The sequence below is a fragment of the Brucella grignonensis genome (assembly GCF_002252505.1).
Classification (GTDB): Bacteria; Pseudomonadota; Alphaproteobacteria; order Rhizobiales; family Rhizobiaceae; genus Brucella; species Brucella grignonensis.
The window spans coordinates 24641-41973 of sequence record NZ_NNRL01000165.1; the positions used below are offsets into that span (position 1 = coordinate 24641).

Here is a 17333-nt window from a genome sequence, read left to right on the forward strand (position 1 = left end):
TGGAAGGGACATCGATATGCGCCTCAGGGAGGTATGGATGGTACAAGACTACTGGATTGGCAAAGCTGCCGTTGTGACGGGAGGAGCCCGTGGGCAGGGAGCTGCTGAGGTCATCAGGCTTTTGAATGCTGGTGCTACTGTATATGCCGCCGATATTTTGCCCGATAACGACGAAAGCTGGGGCGAATTACGCTTAGCCACTGATGCCTGGACAGACCGTTTGCATATCGTTCACATTGACGTTTCATCGGTCTTCTCCTGGACTGAGCTGGCAACTCGCTTGAAAAATGACGATGTAAGCCTCTATGCCCTCGTCAATAACGCGGGAATAACCTTGCGTAAAACCGTTACTCAAACCAGCCCCGAAGAGTGGGAAAAGCTGATCAGTATCAATCTCAATGGAGCGTTTCTGGGAATTCGCGCTTTGGCTCCCCTTATGAAAAACGGTGGAGCAATTGTGAACATTTCGTCGACAGCCGGATTAACAGGGTATTTCAGCGCCGCTTATTGCGCGAGTAAATGGGGACTCTTGGGCCTGACACGCGCGGCGGCTCTTGAACTTGCTGATAACGGAATTCGCGTTAATTCGATTTGCCCAGGACTGGTTGAGACGCCTATGGCGTTACGTCCCAATGCCGAACATGACGAGGAAAAGGCCAAAGCCTTCTTCGAAGGAAACCGCGATGCAACGTTGCTCGCCCGTGGTGCCCATCCAGATGAAATTGCCGCTGCAGTGATGTTCCTGCTGGGTCCCGATGCGTCCTTTGTGACCGGAGCAGACTTGCCCGTGGACGGGGGTATGACTGGTGGTGGAATTTATTGGCGTATTGGAAAGGCGACTGGAAATCTTTGATCCTATCAAAAAAGATGTCCATTCATCCAATGAGACTTCAACCGCTGTGTTGTTCGCAACGTCCATCTCCGATTTTGCAGCTGTTGAAGTTCGCTCGGTAGATATTCGATAGACATCTGAAGGCTTTTTAACTCTCCGGCAAAGTGGATCAGGAGCTAGGCGGTGGTGAGTCGCAGATCTGTATCGCCGATCTTGTTCAGAACGAAATCAACTCCGTTTTCGAGGCTGCTTACAGTCATCTATCCCTCTCAAAATTGTTAATGATAAATCTCAAACTGCAATGGTCCAGACTAAATGCATACGCGAACCGCTTTGAGTCTGGAGCGCATTCGAAGTCCAGGTTCTCAGGAAAGGAACTCCGCTATTCAAGTGGGTGAAAGTTGCCCATCTTAAAAAAGTCAAACCTGGATGTTTATCTTCATGTCAATGAATTGTTTGATATTAATCTATGTTAATAAAATATCGTCTCGGCCGAGAAGTCTATGGTCATAATATAAACCAAAGATCAAATGGATTCTCGCTCGTCATTTGTGGTAACGTATATCGTTCAAATATTACGCAGGACTGGAAAGAAATCACATCTTTATTGGACCTATCCCAACCCTCTATCAACATTTTGGAGCTATGGAGAAGAGCTCCGCGATTGGAGAAACGGGGCCTGTAGTGTCAAGCGAGCACAAAATAATACCGCGCGCAGTGCGAAAACGTTCGACGATGATCATCGTGGCCAAGCACACGCTCGCGCGCACAAGCATCGTAAAATTCCTTGAATATGAACTTACGGATTGGGAGTTTCTTGGGCTGGGCTCAACAACCGAACTGACCAAAGCCAGCGGAAGAGACGTGGCTCTCATTGCGTTGGATCTGGGAGGCAGGGCGATGGATAGCTCTGCACTGCGGGAAGAGCTCCTCACGGTTGAAGAACACTTTCGAGGAGCGTCGATTGCCCTTTTTTCCGACAAGGACGATGTTCTGCTGGAGTCGCAGGCAATCAAAATGGGCGTGCGAGGGTTCTTTACGTCATCCCTTCCGGTGGAAATCGCCCTTGCCGGTATTCGGCTGGTGCTCGCGGGAGGCGTATTCTGCCCGCATCCGCAGGGTGCTCAAAGCACGATCCAAACAAAGATCTCCCTCAAGGACAGGTCAACGACTGAATTCACCGACGATGGAACCGATAATGTGAACTACAGCTGGTGCCAGCCAGCCATTGCCGGTTTCACACCGCGGGAAGTTGACGTTCTGACTGAGTTGCAGCGCGGTCATTCAAACAAGGTCATTGCTGAGAAGCTCAATCTTTCCGGTAATACCGTGAAGATGCACTTGCAGCATATTATGCGCAAACTGCGTGTTCAGAACAGAACTGAAGTTGTTCTATTGCTTGGTGCCAAAGCGACTGCCAATGGGAGCGCCATTCAATAGGCGCAGATAATTCAGTTTTCGCGGAAAGCCCGGTGAAAACTGTCCAGCAATGGCCTGACAGCATAAAGTGCGACACTGCTTTCCCCGGTTTCTATCAGGGCCTGCACAGGCATTCCGGGGATCATTTCCACGTCTCCGGCCTGCATCAGTTCATCGTCGGTCACGCGGATCGTCGCGGCATAATAGGGCTGCCCGGTCTGTTTATCGATAAGCCGGTCGGCCGAAACATATGTCACTTGTCCTTCCAGAAGAGGCACGCGCCGCTGATCATAGGGCAAAAGATGCACCTGAGCGTTCAAGCCGGGGCGCACAAGGTTGATATCTTCAGGCCGAACATGCGCTGACACGATCATGTTGCCATCCTGCGGCACCAGATCCAACAACGGCTCGCCTGCACCAATAACGCCGCCCGTCGTGTGAATGCGCAAATCCATAACAATGCCATTTTCGGGCGCCTTGATATCCGTACGGATCAGCTGATCATTGATTGCGCGGTACCGCTCGCTTAACAGAAAAAGCTGGTTTTCGGTCTCGCGCAGTTCTTTCGCAATCTCATTCTGCCGGTCACTCTCCAGCTTCACGAGATTGGCCTGCGCTTCATTGATCACCTGATAAGCGCGGGACATCTGAGCTATGGTCTCTCCCAGCTGTCCATCAAGATCAGCTTTCTCTCGCGCGAGATTCAATACGCTCGTTTTGCGCTCGAGCCCCTTTTTCACAAGCGGATTTATCATGTCCAGTTGTTGGCGTGTGATCTCAATGCGGGACGACAAGGCCATTTTTTGCGCCGCCAATCCGGTTATCTCTTCTTTCACTTGCCCCATTTTCTCGTGCGTTATGGCAATTTCAGATCGATAAACGTCGCGACGGGCTTCGAATATTCTTCGTTGTCCGACGATAATGGCGTTGACGGCCGGGTTATGCGGCGCGAGTTGTTCCAACTCCGGTGGAAACAAAAGTTGCATCTCGTTCGCCTGTTCAGCGACCAGCCGAGCCCGGCTCGCCTGCGCGTCCCACAGCTGCCCCTGAATGCCAACCAGCTCCGTCCTGGGCTTGGTATCGTCCAGCTTGATCAGAGTCTGGCCGTTGGAAACCAGATCTCCATTGTGGACATAGATCTGCTGAACAATACCACCTTCCAAATGCTGAATGGTCTTGCGGCTGGATTCCGCTTCGACAACACCCACAGCGACCGCCGCACTTTTAAGCGGTGCAAAAATTGCCCATATGCCAAAGCCTGCAACGAATATCAATACGAGCAGGTTTCCTGTCCAGGCCACGCCGCGCAGCCTTGGCCGTGATGTAAGCGGCGTTGGCAAGGTGTTTTTCCCAAGCGGCAATAGCGGGAAAGACGGGAGCTTCAGCTGCATTGCTCGCAACTGAGCCCGCTGCAGCGAATACTTCAATGCATTTGCCACCTTCGCCGGGAGTTCTAAAGGAACGAGGGTCATGATGAGGCATCCCTTACGGTCCAGTTTTCGCGGGGACGCGAAGGAAAGCATCGAAGATTTTCTCGCTATCTCCAAAAGCGCTCACCATACCGTCGCGCATCACGGCAATTTTGTCGGTCACAGGCAGAATGCCCATTCGGTGCGTGATGATCACAATTGTAATTTGCCTGCACTTCATGCGCTCTATAGCGTCGAACAACAGCCGCTCTCCCTCATAGTCGAGACTGGAATTCGGATCATCGAGCACCACGAGAGGAGGGTTGCCATAGGCTGCGCGCGCCAGTCCCAATTGCTGGCGTTGCGCCCGCAGAAGCAAGGCGCCACCTTCGCCGATATCGGTTTCGTATCCCTGCGGCAATCGCATGATCGTCTCATGCAACCCAACGAGCTTGGCGGCCTCGATAACCTTACGCGGATCCGAGCCGTCGAGCCGACCGATGACGTCTTTGATCGCACCGCCGAAAAGTTCAATATCCTGCGGGAGATAGCCGATATGGCGGGCATTGTCGCAATGGCGAAGCAGTGAAATATCAATGCCACCCAGAAGAGCACACCCACACGTGGGCCGTGAAACGCCGGCCAGAATTCGTCCGAGCGTGGATTTTCCCGATCCTGAAGGGCCGATCAAGGCAACACAATCGCCAGGAGCGACCTGAAACGACACGCCTCGCAGAATGAACCGATCCGATGAGGGGAACCGATAGCCGACATTGTCGAGAACGAGCTGGCCTTTGGGCTCCGGTATCAGAATGGTTCGCTTATTATCTCCGGGAGCAACCAGAGTGAGCATTTTGTTCAGACGATTGAATGCACCGCGTACGAAAGCCAGTGCTCGCCACGCGCCTATGGCTCCTTCTACAGGTGCCAATCCACGTCCCAGCAACAGACTGGCGACAAAAATAATTCCGGGGTTGCTGTTGTTCTGAAGCACGAGCCATGTCGCGGCTCCCATCATCAAAATTTGTGTCAATGCCCGTACCGATTTCGAGAATGCCTGAAGCACCTCTGTTCGACGCGCTACACCGTCCTGGGCTGCTCTGACTGCCTCGGCGTCCCGATAAATGAGGTGAGCTGCGCCGTGTTGCATACCCATAGCGCGGATTACGCCGATATATTTGAGAGCCGTTGTGAAGCGGGAATAGCTTCGTGCCTGCGCAATATTTGCCTGTTCATTCAATTCGCGCGTTGTGAATTCATTCAACAAAGCCAAAAGCAGCAAGCACAATGCACTGCTCAAACCGATAAATCCAAGGAGCGGGTGAACCAGAAAAAGCAACAAAAGAAAAACTGGAGCCCAAGGAATATCGAACAACAGCGCACATGATGGGGAATCCAGAAACTGGCGCAAAACGGAAAGGTCACGATAATTCTCAGCTGCTATTCCGGCATCGGTGCGCGCCGCATATTCGAATGATGCATTCATGACGACAGGACGTAGCTGACGGTCGAGCCAGCTGCCGATCCGCGAAAGTGCAGCGCGGCGTACGATATCGAGCAAAGACCCGACAACAACAGCTACCGCGATGATGATCGTCAGCATCAGCAAAGTATCGACGCTGCGGCTCGACAGAACACGATCATAGATCTGAAGAAGATAGAGGGAGGGAGCAAGCAGAAAAATATTGTAGCCGCAGCTATAGGCGAAGACCAAACCAAAGGCACCGGCACACCGACGCAAGGCAGCGACCAATGGGGTCACCGTATAGCGCGCTTGCGTAAATGCCACTGTCATACCTCGTCTCCGTCGATATCTCCAATGTTATCGTAGGTTCGCAATACCCATTGGTTTGTTGGACAATGTCAGCGTACTGGGTCAGCGTACTGGCAATGCATGGGTAAAAGGGGGAGCAACGATCTCAACCGTCGCTCCCAAATCGGACTTCTCGACTACCCAGGAAAAGCCAACTACCGATCAGAATGGCAGATGGCTCAGATCGATATCGTGAAAATTGTCGTTAAAGCTGTCGATAAAATTCGCTATATCGTTGGTCGTCGTAGTGGTTGTCGTGGTCGTCGTTTCCGGATTGGAATGCACGAGCGCAGATGAAATATCACCGCCACGAGCCATGTTCCCATCGCCGCCGTTGCCGCCGACCCCTGCAAGGATCGTTGCGTGTTGATCGGCCAGAAGTTCGGTATATTGAACGGCACTGGTGTCCGCCTGACCGGCTGCTACATTGCCGCCGCTCGAAGAACCCATACTGCCGCTGGAATTCGCGTCGCCGCCAGCGCCGCCATGACCATTGTTGGTGATGTTGGCGAGAAAGCCATTCGCGGCATCGGCTCCGCCGCCATCTCCGGCATGGCCTGCGTCCCAGCTGGCGTTTAACCATGGGGAATCGCCACTATGCACATCAACGGCTGCACCAGTTACGTTTTGCGTATTGGCCACGACCGCGCTTGGATTGTAGTTGATATTCCCAAAATTATAGCCGTCAGCCCCGTTACCGGCATGAGCGTCGCCTGCATAAACGTCACTGAGATGGATTGTGTCGGAAACTCTCGGAATAGGCATTTTTAAATTCCTCCCTGTTGAGCCCCAGCCCTGTTTCGGATTGAACATCAGTCTTGATGGTCGGCATTCCCAGATAAGAGATTGGTAAAATCGCGTTACCGACCGTGTTCTAAAGAGTGCGCGTGTTGATGTTACGGGACTAGCTAGAAATTCGGGTACCTACTTTAGGGTGGGAACGGACCGGGACATATCAAACATGAAGAAGGCCAAGAATATCACTTGCAAGAAGTGCATCATGGCCTGTGTCGGTCAGATTGTCGTGCCCGCCAGAGCCCCCGATACCGGCAATCTGCAAAGCATGCTGATCGACAAGCAGATGGTCTATCTGCTGGGCATCGGCCACTCCACCAGCCGGAACCGCAATATTGATCGGGTGGAAATATCCGATATTCACGTCCACCATACTGCCCAGAGAAATACCGTCACCACCGCTTCCTGCAGCTGTATTGCCGGTGAAAATTGTGTCCGAGGCCATGTTGAAGCCGCCGCCATTACCGCCGATCCCGGCAATCTGCGTGCCGCCCTGATCGAAAATCACGTTGTTTGTCTGGTGCGCTTCTGCATTGCCGCCAGCGGCAGCGACAGCGATATTGATGGGGGAGAAAATCGCCACGTTCACATCGATCATGGTGCCGGCAAAAATACCCGCGCCACCATGACCTGCATAATTATCACCGGTGAAATAATAGGAATTTCCAGCGTCTGTATGTATCGGAGAGACTGAAACGGACCCGGCGGCGTTGTGGTCTCCACCCGAGCCTCCAATACCCGCCATCTGGTCCGCGCCTTGCAGGAATGCAGCGTTGTTGGTCTGGTTGGCAGACGCTACGGAATTGGATCCGCCTGCAACCGCAGCATTGACGGGAGCAAAAACCGCGACGTCGGAGCTGACAAGCCCGCCAAAGAAAACCCCGTTGCCACCGCTTCCTGCATGATTGGAGGTCGCGCCTTCTGTACCTCCGATCACGGCGTTGCCGTTTCCGCCGTCTCCCCCCATTCCAGCCATTTCAACGACATGCTGATTAATCAGCGCATTGTTGAACTGGTCCGCGCTCGACGCGGCTCCTGGACCGGCAATTGCAGTATTGGACGGAACGAATACGGCGGAAGCATCGCTGCTGATCACACCGAAGCTCAGTCCCATTCCGCCGCTTCCGGCAGAATTACCGGTTGTGCCTGATGCGACACCAAAAGGGAGCCATGTCGGCACGAGCGCCAAATGTCCGGCCGCAGTAGTTAAAGACGTCCCTTGGACGCCGCCTACATTGAGGGTCTCATTGAATATGGGACGTAGTTCATTCATCACCATTTCTCCTCGCAGGCACCTAATTCTCAATGGTGTTGAGAAATATTCGGCTCCGTGGCTTATTGTGCCGTTAAATGATGCAAAAGAAGAGCCGGTAATTTGTCTACATCTGTTTGGGTGTATTTTAGGCTATCTGGAATACTTTTAGACGACGCTTACCCCGGCCATTTCTCTTATTACGGGTGATATGCCTGCAACAAACCGGTTGAACACAATAAGTTGCCCGCAGAAGTCTGACTGGTGTTCAAATCTCAAACGTGAATGAGTGCCATGACGAGCAAGCAGATTGTCCTGTCCTTGACGAACCGCAATGGTTCGTTATCAATCAAATCGAACGAAGGAGGACAATAATCATAACTGCCGTGCGTGTTTGATCGGCAAGCACAGTTGTCATTGTTTTGCAGTTTGTTCAGAGAAAAAAGAAAAGATGTTTCAATTTCAATTAGATTTCAGCATATAAGGCACAGATCAACCAAGCCATGAAGATTGCTTTCTTTTCCCCGTTGAAATCGCCGTACCATCCGGTTCCTTCTGGAGACCGGCTGATGGCTCGATTGTTGATTGCTGCATTGGGACGTGCCGGCCATGAGGTAGAAGTCATATCGGAATTCCGCAGCTTTCTGAAAGCGCCATCAACCGAACTATTCGCCGCATTAGAGATGCAGGCCGAACGAGAGATTGAACGGATTTCGGCGATTTGGCAGGGCAACGCCGTACCTGATATGTGGCTGACATATCATCCTTACTATAAGGCACCCGATCTGCTCGGGCCGAAGCTTTCATTCTCGTTTGGCATACCTTACGTGACAGCAGAAGCATCGTATTCCGCGCGGCGCAATACGGGGGTATGGACGGAGATACAGCAAAGCCTGCTGAAAACTGTCGAACATGCCGTCGTCAACATCTGCCTGACCGAGCGCGATCGCAGAGGATTGCGGGAGGCGGTGCCCGGAGCCCGCGTCGCGATGCTCGCGCCATTCATCGATTGCGCCGGGTTTGCGGAGGTTGTGCCCTATCCAAAGCGTGATCGGTTGATAACGGTGGCGATGATGCGCAGCGGCGACAAAATGGACAGCTATCGGATGCTGGCGGGGTCGCTGGCATTGCTCAATGATGTTCCGTGGTCACTCTCCATTGTTGGAGATGGTGCCTGTCGCGCAGAAGTCGAGACGTTGTTTACCGGCTTTTCGCCGAAACAAATCCAGTGGCACGGGGAGATGGGACCCTCGGAAATCGCTTCGTTGTTTGCGCAAAGTGCTCTTTACGTGTGGCCTGGATGCGGCGAGGCTTACGGGCTGGCCTATCTGGAAGCACAGGCAGCGGGCCTGCCAGTCGTCGCCCAGGCTATCGCTGGCGTACCGGAAGTCGTGGTCGACGGGCGTACCGGCATTCTCACGCCACCAGGTGACATGGTCGCATATGCTCAAGCGATACGCTCAACGTTGGGGAACGTCCAGACCCGCAACGACATGGCCTTTGCAGCTCGACAGTTCGTGCAGGACGAGCGGTCGTTGGAAGTGGCGTCCCGACATCTTGATGAAATTCTCAAATATCATGTGGGCATAGTGTAATGGTGACTGACATCTGGGAACCGTTGAACCGCGAACTGGATCGATGGCAGAAGGCTGGCAAGGTCGCAGATTTTTGGTTGCGTGATGACGATGCCGTTTCGCCAACACCGGCGTTGACACAGCTGCTTGCTCTGAGCGCACGTCATTCTGTTCCTGTGGCGCTGGCCGTGATTCCTGAACATACGGGACAATCGCTCGCGGAGTACCTTGACGACTGGCGGCTAGCGACGGTGACAGTCCACGGCTGGTCACACACCAATTTTGCCGCCGAGTATGAGAAAAAACAGGAGTTGGGTGAGCACAGGCCAATTGAAGTGATCGCAGCTGAACTGAAAGCCGGGTTAAACCGTCTTGAGGCACTTCATACTGGCCGTTTCGCTCCGGTTTTGGTGCCGCCATGGAACCGTATTGCGCCGTCGGTGGTGAGGGCGCTTGCTGGACTTGGGTTCCGCTCCCTTTCGGTTTTCGGACTAGAGCAGCTTGGCCCGTTGCCGATGATCAACACCCATGTTGATCTGATGGACTGGCATGGAACGAGGGGTGCCCGTGATTACGGAGCGCTAATTGATGATATCGTCCATCGATTGCAAGTTATGTTCGATGGCGGCGGCAGCATGGGGTTCCTGACCCATCATCTGGTTCACGACGAGGCCGCCTGGCAATTTCTCGACGCGTTCTTTGAACAGACAGCCTCTCATCCCGCCAGCCGCTGGATAGCGCTACCGGATCTGCTCAGTCAGACTTAGGAGCACATCTCGAAAAGTGGGAACCGGTTTTCGGAACAAGATGTGCGTTAAAACAAAAAGATAGAGTATTTCTGGTGATCCAACTTAATCCGGAAGTGTCTAGGTTTAGACGTCGAATATTTGCCCTTCTCTGGCAGAGAAGGCGCCAGCAAACTCGCTGGCGGCTAGTCGATCTATAGCTTCGATCTCTGCGTCTGTGCGCAGCGGTGAATGGTGAATGAAAGCAACGTTCTTTGCGCCGGCTGCCTTGGCGAGCCGGATAGCATGCTGCCATGAAGAGTGACCGTAGCCGATATGCAGGGGCATTTCCTGGTCAGTATAGGTGGTGTCGTAGAGAAAAAGGTCCACACCTTCGATCAGGTTCAGCACGGCGGGATCGAGGATGTCAGGTTCATGCTCGGTATCGGTGATCAGCGCTACGGAACGTCCACTCCATTGCACCCTATATCCGATTGCGCCGCCGGGATGATTGAGACTTCCGGTCATAATCTCAATGCCCGAGTATGGTCTCAGAATGTCGCCGGATTTAAAATCCTTACAAACCATTTTTGCGGGACAGAGGTCTATTTCAATGGGAAACCAGGGGGGGCGGATAAAATCCGCGACAATTTCGCGCGTGTTCATCTTTCCATACATATGCCCCGACCAAAGTTCTACCGTCGAGCGGGCATCAAAGAGTGGTGCGAAATAGGGCAGGCCTATAATATGGTCATAATGACAGTGGGAAAAGAACAGGTTGAAGTTGGTGATACCTTCGGCGAGCAACGATCTTCCGGCGGGCAGCAGACCTGACCCGGCATCGAACAACAATCTGTGTTCACCGCATTGCATCTCGATACAAACAGTATTGCCGCCATATTGCCGAAAATCCGGTCCTGAAACCGGCAGGCTGCCTCGTACTCCCCAAAAACGCACCCGAAACACTGTGTCGCTCTCTCTTTCTGCCGTCGCGCGATTCCGAAGGCCGCCGCTCCGTTGGTGCACTGGACCTTCGGTAAGAAAATCAACGTTTGTCCGACCGTTTCCGGTTTTGCCGCAATCATGGCATGTTAGCCAGGCGGCGAAGCATATGCGAGTACCGAATCTAGGTTGCTACCAAATATGTAGCACTCTCGTCGGTGGCACGGAATGTAAGAAGTTGAGAAGGAAATCTCTAAAGGATGACATCTGAGCCTCCTTCCATTGCCGTGATTGCCGACGCGCACTTCCACGACATTTTCGCCGACTACGGCATTGCTGGCGTTACCGTGAACAACCGGGCCGCGGCATTGCGTCCCTTTGCCAACACGGTGCGCTCGACGCGTGTGTTCAACGAGAGTTCTGCGGCATTGCGGTACACGCTGGATGATATAGCTGCACGCGGTATCCGCCATGTTGTCCTTCTGGGTGACTATTCCGATGACGGACAGACGGCGACGATGACAGGCTTGCGAAATCTTCTTGACGATTGCACGAGCCGTTTCGGAATGCAGTTCTACGCGGTGCCGGGTAATCACGATATTTTCGGCCCTGGTGGGAGACATCGGTCGAAACGTTTTCTGAATGCTCGCGGCGGTCATGATCTGGTGACCAGCAATCCGGCCTACAGGTCCGTTCCCGACGACGATACCGTGATCATCAATGAGAGCTTGCATTGTGCGGGCTATCCGCTCGGCCTCCAATCGTTGGGCGATGTCGGCTTTTTTGGAAAACCGCAATATCTACATTGGGAAACCCCTTTCGGCACTGAGGATCATCCGTCAGCGAGGGAGTTCGAAATTCGCTCACTTGACGGTCTCACGGTTCGCAAGCTCATGGATGCTTCCTATCTTGTCGAACCTTTCGAAAACCTATGGATGCTGATGATCGATGCCAACGTGTTTGTGCCGGTAGGGGGAGAAGCAGGCGATGCAGAGGAGGCTTTCACCGACAGTACCGATGCCGGTTGGAACGCCATGCTGATCCATAAACGCTTCATTCTGGACTGGGTAAAGTCGGTCACTGATCGTGCGCGGAAACTCGGCAAAACAGTCATCGCATTTTCCCATTATCCGGCACTTGATCCGCTGGATAGCACGCGTACTGACGAACTGGCAGTTCTTGGGCAAACAAGCCTCTTGGCACGCATCCCGGAACTAAATGTTGGTGATGCTCTGATCGATGCCGGTGTCCGCATGCATTTCAGCGGTCATCTTCACATCAACGATACTGCCCACTATCGTAATACCAATGGCTTTCTGTTCAATGTGTCCGTGCCCTCGCTGGTTGCTTTCCCCGGCGCTTACAAGATCGTGCGCGTCCCGCCCAACCGGGTGGATATCGAGACAATCAGCATTGACGACATGACGCTGGACGCTGACATCCTCTCTCAATATGCAGCCGAAGCCGAAAGGGACAATATCAACCCTGGCGAGCTGTTTAACGCTGTCAATTATGGGGAATTCCTGTCGAGCCACCTTACGCATCTCATCGGGAGGCGGCTTTTGCGTCGGGAGTGGCCGGAGGAGCTGGCGGAAGCAGTGAGAAATCTTGGACTTTTGGATCTGGCCGCCTTGGCGCTGATCGAATGTTCCGTCACGACCGCTACGCTTGCCGATCTCAAAGTAGCGATTGCCGACGCTGGCGTCCAGCGCCAACTGACCATCTCTGCCGTGGAAGACGGACTTGATCCGGCCTTGTTGTCGCGGATTGGAGCGATGACGTTTCTGAGCGATTGGTATCATGTTCGAATGGGCAGCGATCTGGGGCTGGATGTCATATCTGAGTCACATCTCGCAGCCTACAAATGGATATCGGACATCTATGCCCGCCGTATCGATGCGATGGCGAGCGGATCGATACAAGAAGCCTTCGGCAGGCTTTTTCAGATGTTCGACCGCTTCATTTCCGGTTTGCCGTCACGGAATTTTGCCATCGATCTAACGACAGGCGAGTTACACCCGACATAACCGGTACGGTTCTATATACAATAGACACCACCATCAGAAATCAACTTGAAGGAGTTAGTAAATCGGGCACTGGAATTGACCGGCATTGCTTGCACTCCATAAATGTCTGGCCTACAACATATTAATGACGGAAACCCTCCACGCGAACACGACTACCATTGATTGGCATGAAAACACATTTGACATTCTGCGTGGTGCTGCCGCGTACACGTCAAGCCCACTGATCAAGGGTTTGTCGCGGGTCATTGCCCGCCACCCCGAGGCAGACCTCGGCAACGCCTTCAACCACAAGCAAGTGGCCTGCAAAATATGGGCACGGCAGTCGCTCTTTGAAACGTTCGGTGGAAAATTCGACCGCATCGCCATACTTGGTGGCTGGTATGGCGTTCTGTCTGCGATGTTTTTCGAAGATCAGCGCTTTGAGATCGAGGCGATCGACAGTTTTGATATTGATCCCGATGTCGGCGTTGTCGCCGAAACCTTGAACGGCGCATGGAAGGGCCGGTTTCGGGCATTGACCGCCGATATGTATGAGATTGCATATCCGAAACTCGGCGCCGATCTGGTGATCAACACCAGTTGTGAACATATTGCTGACCTGCCCGCCTGGCTGTCGCTGTTGCCCAAGGGAACCCGCGTTCTCCTGCAATCGAACGACTATTTTAGCGAGCCGACACATGTGAATTGTGTCTCGTCGCTGGATGAATTCATTGTCCAAGCGTCGTTGGAAAAGACCGCGTTCGCGGGCGCTCTCCCAATGAAGAAATATACCAGATTCATGTTGATCGGCACCGTCTAGAGCATTTCCAGCAAAAGTGCGAAGCGGTTTTGCGTCGGATAATGCGAAAAAACAAAGAGATAGAGCATTTCCAATGATTCAAGAAAAACAGGAAATGCTCTAGCGGGATGCCAGAAGTCCATGCAGAATCTCCGCAGTGCGATGCGCGCCATCGAGATCAAGAGTGTGAGTGGACAAACGAGGCGCGGCAAGCGACTTGCCTATGGCATCGGTCATGCTATCCGCTGATAACTCATCTTCCGTGAGAACCGACGCGAGGCCGAGCTTCTCCAGATGTCGTGCGCGTGCCGTCTGCTCGGTTTCTCCACCCGCCGTGAATGGAATAAGCAACGATTTGCAACCTGCGCGAAGGATATCGCAGACCGTATTGTAACCGGATTGAGAGACCGACAGGCAGGCACCAAACAGCAGGCTCGTAAAACCCTGAACGAAGCGGAAGATACGGACATTCTTAGGGGCTTCGGCTGCGATATCGTCAAAATCCGTTTGCTGCAGATTGGGACCGGTCACGATGCACCAGGAAAGATCGGACGACAGGCGCTTTGCTGCCTCAAGTGCTGCACGGATCAACAAGGCGCCGACAGCGCCGCCACCAGCCGAAACGACAATATCGAAGGTCTCGGAAGGCGGCGAGGGCGGTGGCGCTGCAACAAGGCCGGTATAGATGACCTTGTCGGCAATATCTGCATGCAGCGGAAAGCTGTCTTCCAGACGGGCAAATTGCGGATCGCCGTGAACCAGAACGTGATCGAAATAGCGTTGAACGAGGGCTACGCTTTCCTCGTCGCGACCGGGCTTGGTGCGCTCCTGCAGTATATCGCGTAACGAGGTCAGCACCAATGGCCTTGGCGTCATTCCGTTTATCTCATCAAGCAAAGGGATCAGCTCGAAGCGAACCTGCCGACGTCCGAAGGGAAACGCCTCAATGATGACGATATCGGGCCTGACATCTCGAAATGTGGCAAGCAGCTTGTCACGACGTCCAGCCTTGAATTCTTCATCCAGCGGCTTGCCGAAGGCATCGGCAAGGCCTGAAAAGCCTGCATCACCTGAAGCAATTGCCGGTAATGCCACGTGGTTTACTTCAGGCCCTGGAAAGCCTGGAACAGGCATGCCGCCGGTAACCATGGTGACGTCGAAACCATCTTGCGTCAGAGCGCGGGCAATACGACTGGCGCGCGCAAGATGACCGATGCCGAGCAGATGCTGGACATAGAACAACACGCGCGGTCTTGCCGTCGATTGTCTCATTTGCTCGGCTGCCATTCTGTTTCGAACAAGGATTTCAATTGACGGATGCTGTTGTGGAAGTTGAATTCCGTTCGCACCCGCTTTTCGGCGGCACGCCCCAGACGATGGCGGAAATTCGCATCGCGGATCGCTGTTTCCATGGCTCTAGCCAAGGCTTGGGGATCCTCAGGCGCAACAAGCAGGCCATTCTCCCCGTCTATCAATAACTCCGGCACACCGGAAATGTTGGTGGAGACCGAGATCAGCCCCTGGCTCGACGCTTCCACCAATACGTTCGGCAGACCATCCCTGTCGCCATCCGTCGTGATCCGACAGGCAAGTACGAAAATATCGGCGGCTTGATAGCCAGAGAGAACTTCCTTCTGGTCAAGCGCGCCCTTCCATATGATTTTTCCGGCTATCCCCAGCTCGCCTGCAAGTGCTTTCAAGCTGGCAATCCTGTCACCATCACCGATGTGTTCGAACCGCCAGTGGAGATCTTGGGGCAACAGACTGAGTGCTTTGAGCACAATGTCATAACCCTTCTTCTCGACGGCGCGGCCGACACTTAGAATCCTGACGGGATCGTCCGCTTCACTTCCGTTGCGTAGCGAGCGGCTTCCCTCGAAGGGCCCGAACCGGGCAAGATCGAGGCCGTGGTAACTTAGATGCACATTGGACCTGGGGCCTCCAAGTTGGCTCAGATGGTTGAAGCCTGAATGCGTGCAGGTTACCGTCCAGCGTGTGCTGGTGAGCTTGCCCTGCAATTCCCAGTCCGGCGAAGTCCAGATGTCCTTGGCATGAGCGGAGCATGTCCATCCAATGCCGGTGATCTGGCTGGCATAGGCGGCAACGGATGCGGGGGTATGGATAAAATGCGCGTGAATCCATTCTGCTCCATCCGGCCACTCCGCGGCAAGAACTGCGGCCTGTCCGAAGCGCCTGATACGATTACGTGTCGGGTCCTTCAGAAAGTCCTTGAGGACAGTCGTCAGACCACGCCAGAAGCCGGGTCGCGGCATACAGGCGATCAACGCCGAAAGAACACGGCGAGGTTCCTCGCGGAGATATTCAGGTAGGTAGTGTACTGGTGCACGAATTTCGTCGTGCACCGGATGGGTCTTCTTATCCGTCGGTCGCCTCAGAGCCACGAGAACCAGATCGAAGCCCGACTGTTCCAACCCAAGCAATTCCTGGGCGATGAAAGTTTCCGACAGGCGTGGATATCCCTTTAACACTACAACCGTTTTTCGACGATATGACACGTGATTATCCCTTGACGAGTGATAGGTGGTTCGGCTGACGTCGATCCATCAGATCCCCGACAATTTGTGAGATATGCGGCAAGCCTTCGAGCCTGAAACCCTTGAGCGCACTCTTGGAAGGTGCGGGTCTGCTGGGCAGGGCTTTGAGCGCGCCTGCCATGCGAACTGGGTCTTCGGATTCGCTTGGGAGTAGCATGTCGATCAGTCCCAGCTCTGCGGCGCGCCGGGCGCGGATCAACTGTTCTTCACGCGGAAGGACGCGCGGAACGATCAGCGCTGGCTTGTCGAAGGACAGAATCTCGCAATAGGTATTGTAACCACCCATGGCGACGACCGCCTTGGCACCAGCCACCAATTCTTCCATCCTGTTATCGAACTCGATAACCTCGATATGGGGGATCGCCTTGCTCTTGCTTATCATCTTGCGACGCTTCTTCGCGGGCATGTAAGGTCCGAGTACGACCAGCGACTTGTGCTGGAGCGTATGATCATGCTGGTAGGCCCGTATGACGTCGTTGACGAGATCAGCACCATCACCACCTCCACCAGTGGTCACAAGAATATAGTCACCCTTGGGACGATGGTCCGGGATTTCCTGTTTGGAGACGCTGCGTTGCAGGAAGCCGACGAAACTCATTTTGTCGCGGACACTCTTTGGGACGTTGAGACCAACCAGCGGATCGTAGAAATCCGGCGGTCCATAGACCCATACCGCATCATAGAGCTTGTCGATCTTGTCCATCACATTCTTGCGCTTCCATTCGGCATCGAGCAAATGTGGTGCATCCATGACTTCGCGCAGCCCGAGGATCAGCATCGCTCCACGGGTCTTGAGATAGGTAAGTGTTTCCTCGACTTCGCCTTTCATGCCCATAGGTTCTTTGTCGACGATAAAAATGTCGGGCTGGAAGGTTTCGGCCGTATGGCGGATGATCGATTGGCGCATCTTCAGCGTGTCATGAAGATCGGTGTGCCGCTCCATCGACTGATATTCACCATTGCGCAGCTTGATCACGCTTGGAATTTTGACGAAATCGACACGCGCGCGATAGTCAAACGCACCGGCGATTGTAGCGCCCGATATGATCATGATATTCAGACCACGATAGTCTTCAACCAGCGAATGGGCGATCGTTCGGCAGCGTCGCAAATGGCCTAGTCCAAACGTGTCATGGCTATACATCAGAATGCGGACATGCTCCAGGCGACGCGTCATGATGCGAGTCTCACAGTAATTTGGTGACGCAACCC

At 53.7% G+C, this 17333-nt stretch carries 14 protein-coding genes; 6 read left to right on the forward strand and 8 right to left on the reverse strand.

Annotation, left to right across the window (positions count from 1 at the left end; all coding sequences use genetic code 11):
- Positions 1 to 37 precede the first annotated feature (37 nt).
- Together CEV33_RS19755 and CEV33_RS19760 are read left to right on the forward strand one after the other, a co-directional pair.
- The gene (locus tag CEV33_RS19755) at positions 38 to 853 is read left to right on the forward strand and encodes an SDR family NAD(P)-dependent oxidoreductase (RefSeq protein ID WP_094542109.1); all 816 of its coding nucleotides are present in this window, start codon (positions 38 to 40) and stop codon (positions 851 to 853) included.
- 714 nt (positions 854 to 1567) lie between these two features.
- A complete protein-coding gene (locus CEV33_RS19760; protein ID WP_094542110.1) occupies positions 1568 to 2272 on the forward strand; it encodes a response regulator transcription factor in 705 nt (234 codons plus the stop codon).
- Between the two features lie 11 nt (positions 2273 to 2283).
- Here the strand turns inward: CEV33_RS19760 and CEV33_RS19765 are convergent, their stop codons facing one another.
- The 4 genes from CEV33_RS19765 to CEV33_RS19780 all read right to left on the reverse strand — a co-directional run bounded on the left by CEV33_RS19765 (position 2284) and on the right by CEV33_RS19780 (position 7541).
- The gene (locus CEV33_RS19765) at positions 2284 to 3723 is read right to left on the reverse strand and encodes an HlyD family type I secretion periplasmic adaptor subunit (protein WP_094542229.1); all 1440 of its coding nucleotides are present in this window, start codon (positions 3721 to 3723) and stop codon (positions 2284 to 2286) included.
- A gap of 13 nt (positions 3724 to 3736) precedes the next feature.
- A complete protein-coding gene (locus CEV33_RS19770; RefSeq protein WP_094542111.1) occupies positions 3737 to 5455 on the reverse strand; it encodes a type I secretion system permease/ATPase in 1719 nt (572 codons plus the stop codon).
- A gap of 180 nt (positions 5456 to 5635) precedes the next feature.
- Complete coding sequence (locus CEV33_RS19775; protein WP_094542112.1) at positions 5636 to 6238, reverse strand: PE-PGRS family protein; 603 nt, start codon at positions 6236 to 6238, stop codon at positions 5636 to 5638.
- A 190-nt stretch (positions 6239 to 6428) separates the two neighbouring features.
- On the reverse strand, positions 6429 to 7541 hold the full coding sequence (locus CEV33_RS19780; protein ID WP_094542113.1) for a hypothetical protein: 1113 nt from the start codon (positions 7539 to 7541) through the stop codon (positions 6429 to 6431).
- A gap of 482 nt (positions 7542 to 8023) precedes the next feature.
- Here CEV33_RS19780 and CEV33_RS19785 point away from each other — a divergent pair, with 482 nt between their 5' ends.
- Positions 8024 to 9115, forward strand: coding sequence for a glycosyltransferase family 4 protein (locus CEV33_RS19785; protein WP_094542114.1), 1092 nt, complete (start codon positions 8024 to 8026; stop codon positions 9113 to 9115).
- Between the two features lie 2 nt (positions 9116 to 9117).
- Positions 9118 to 9861 carry a polysaccharide deacetylase family protein gene (locus tag CEV33_RS19790; RefSeq protein ID WP_094542230.1) on the forward strand — a complete coding sequence of 248 codons (744 nt, stop codon included), beginning with the start codon at positions 9118 to 9120 and terminating at the stop codon, positions 9859 to 9861.
- A gap of 105 nt (positions 9862 to 9966) precedes the next feature.
- On the opposite strand, the gene CEV33_RS19795 is transcribed toward CEV33_RS19790, so the two are convergent.
- Positions 9967 to 10776 (reverse strand): MBL fold metallo-hydrolase, encoded by an 810-nt coding sequence (locus tag CEV33_RS19795; RefSeq protein WP_094542115.1) that lies wholly within the window; start codon positions 10774 to 10776, stop codon positions 9967 to 9969.
- A 245-nt stretch (positions 10777 to 11021) separates the two neighbouring features.
- Between CEV33_RS19795 and CEV33_RS19800 the strand changes: the two genes are divergently transcribed.
- Positions 11022 to 12788: a metallophosphoesterase family protein gene (locus tag CEV33_RS19800; RefSeq protein ID WP_094542116.1), complete on the forward strand. Its 1767-nt coding sequence runs from the start codon at positions 11022 to 11024 to the stop codon at positions 12786 to 12788.
- Between the two features lie 124 nt (positions 12789 to 12912).
- On the forward strand, positions 12913 to 13587 hold the full coding sequence (locus tag CEV33_RS19805) for an SAM-dependent methyltransferase (RefSeq protein ID WP_094542117.1): 675 nt from the start codon (positions 12913 to 12915) through the stop codon (positions 13585 to 13587).
- A gap of 99 nt (positions 13588 to 13686) precedes the next feature.
- Here the strand turns inward: CEV33_RS19805 and CEV33_RS19810 are convergent, their stop codons facing one another.
- From CEV33_RS19810 to CEV33_RS19820, 3 genes are read right to left on the reverse strand one after another with little or no spacing between them, the layout of a single operon-like run.
- A complete protein-coding gene (locus CEV33_RS19810; protein ID WP_094542231.1) occupies positions 13687 to 14838 on the reverse strand; it encodes a glycosyltransferase family protein in 1152 nt (383 codons plus the stop codon).
- Entirely contained in the window at positions 14835 to 16082 is a 1248-nt protein-coding gene (locus CEV33_RS19815) for a glycosyltransferase (RefSeq protein ID WP_094542118.1), read from the reverse strand. Before CEV33_RS19815 ends, CEV33_RS19810 begins: the two co-directional genes overlap by 4 nt.
- 4 nt (positions 16083 to 16086) lie before the next feature.
- Entirely contained in the window at positions 16087 to 17298 is a 1212-nt protein-coding gene (locus CEV33_RS19820; protein WP_094542119.1) for a glycosyltransferase family protein, read from the reverse strand.
- Positions 17299 to 17333 lie beyond the last annotated feature (35 nt).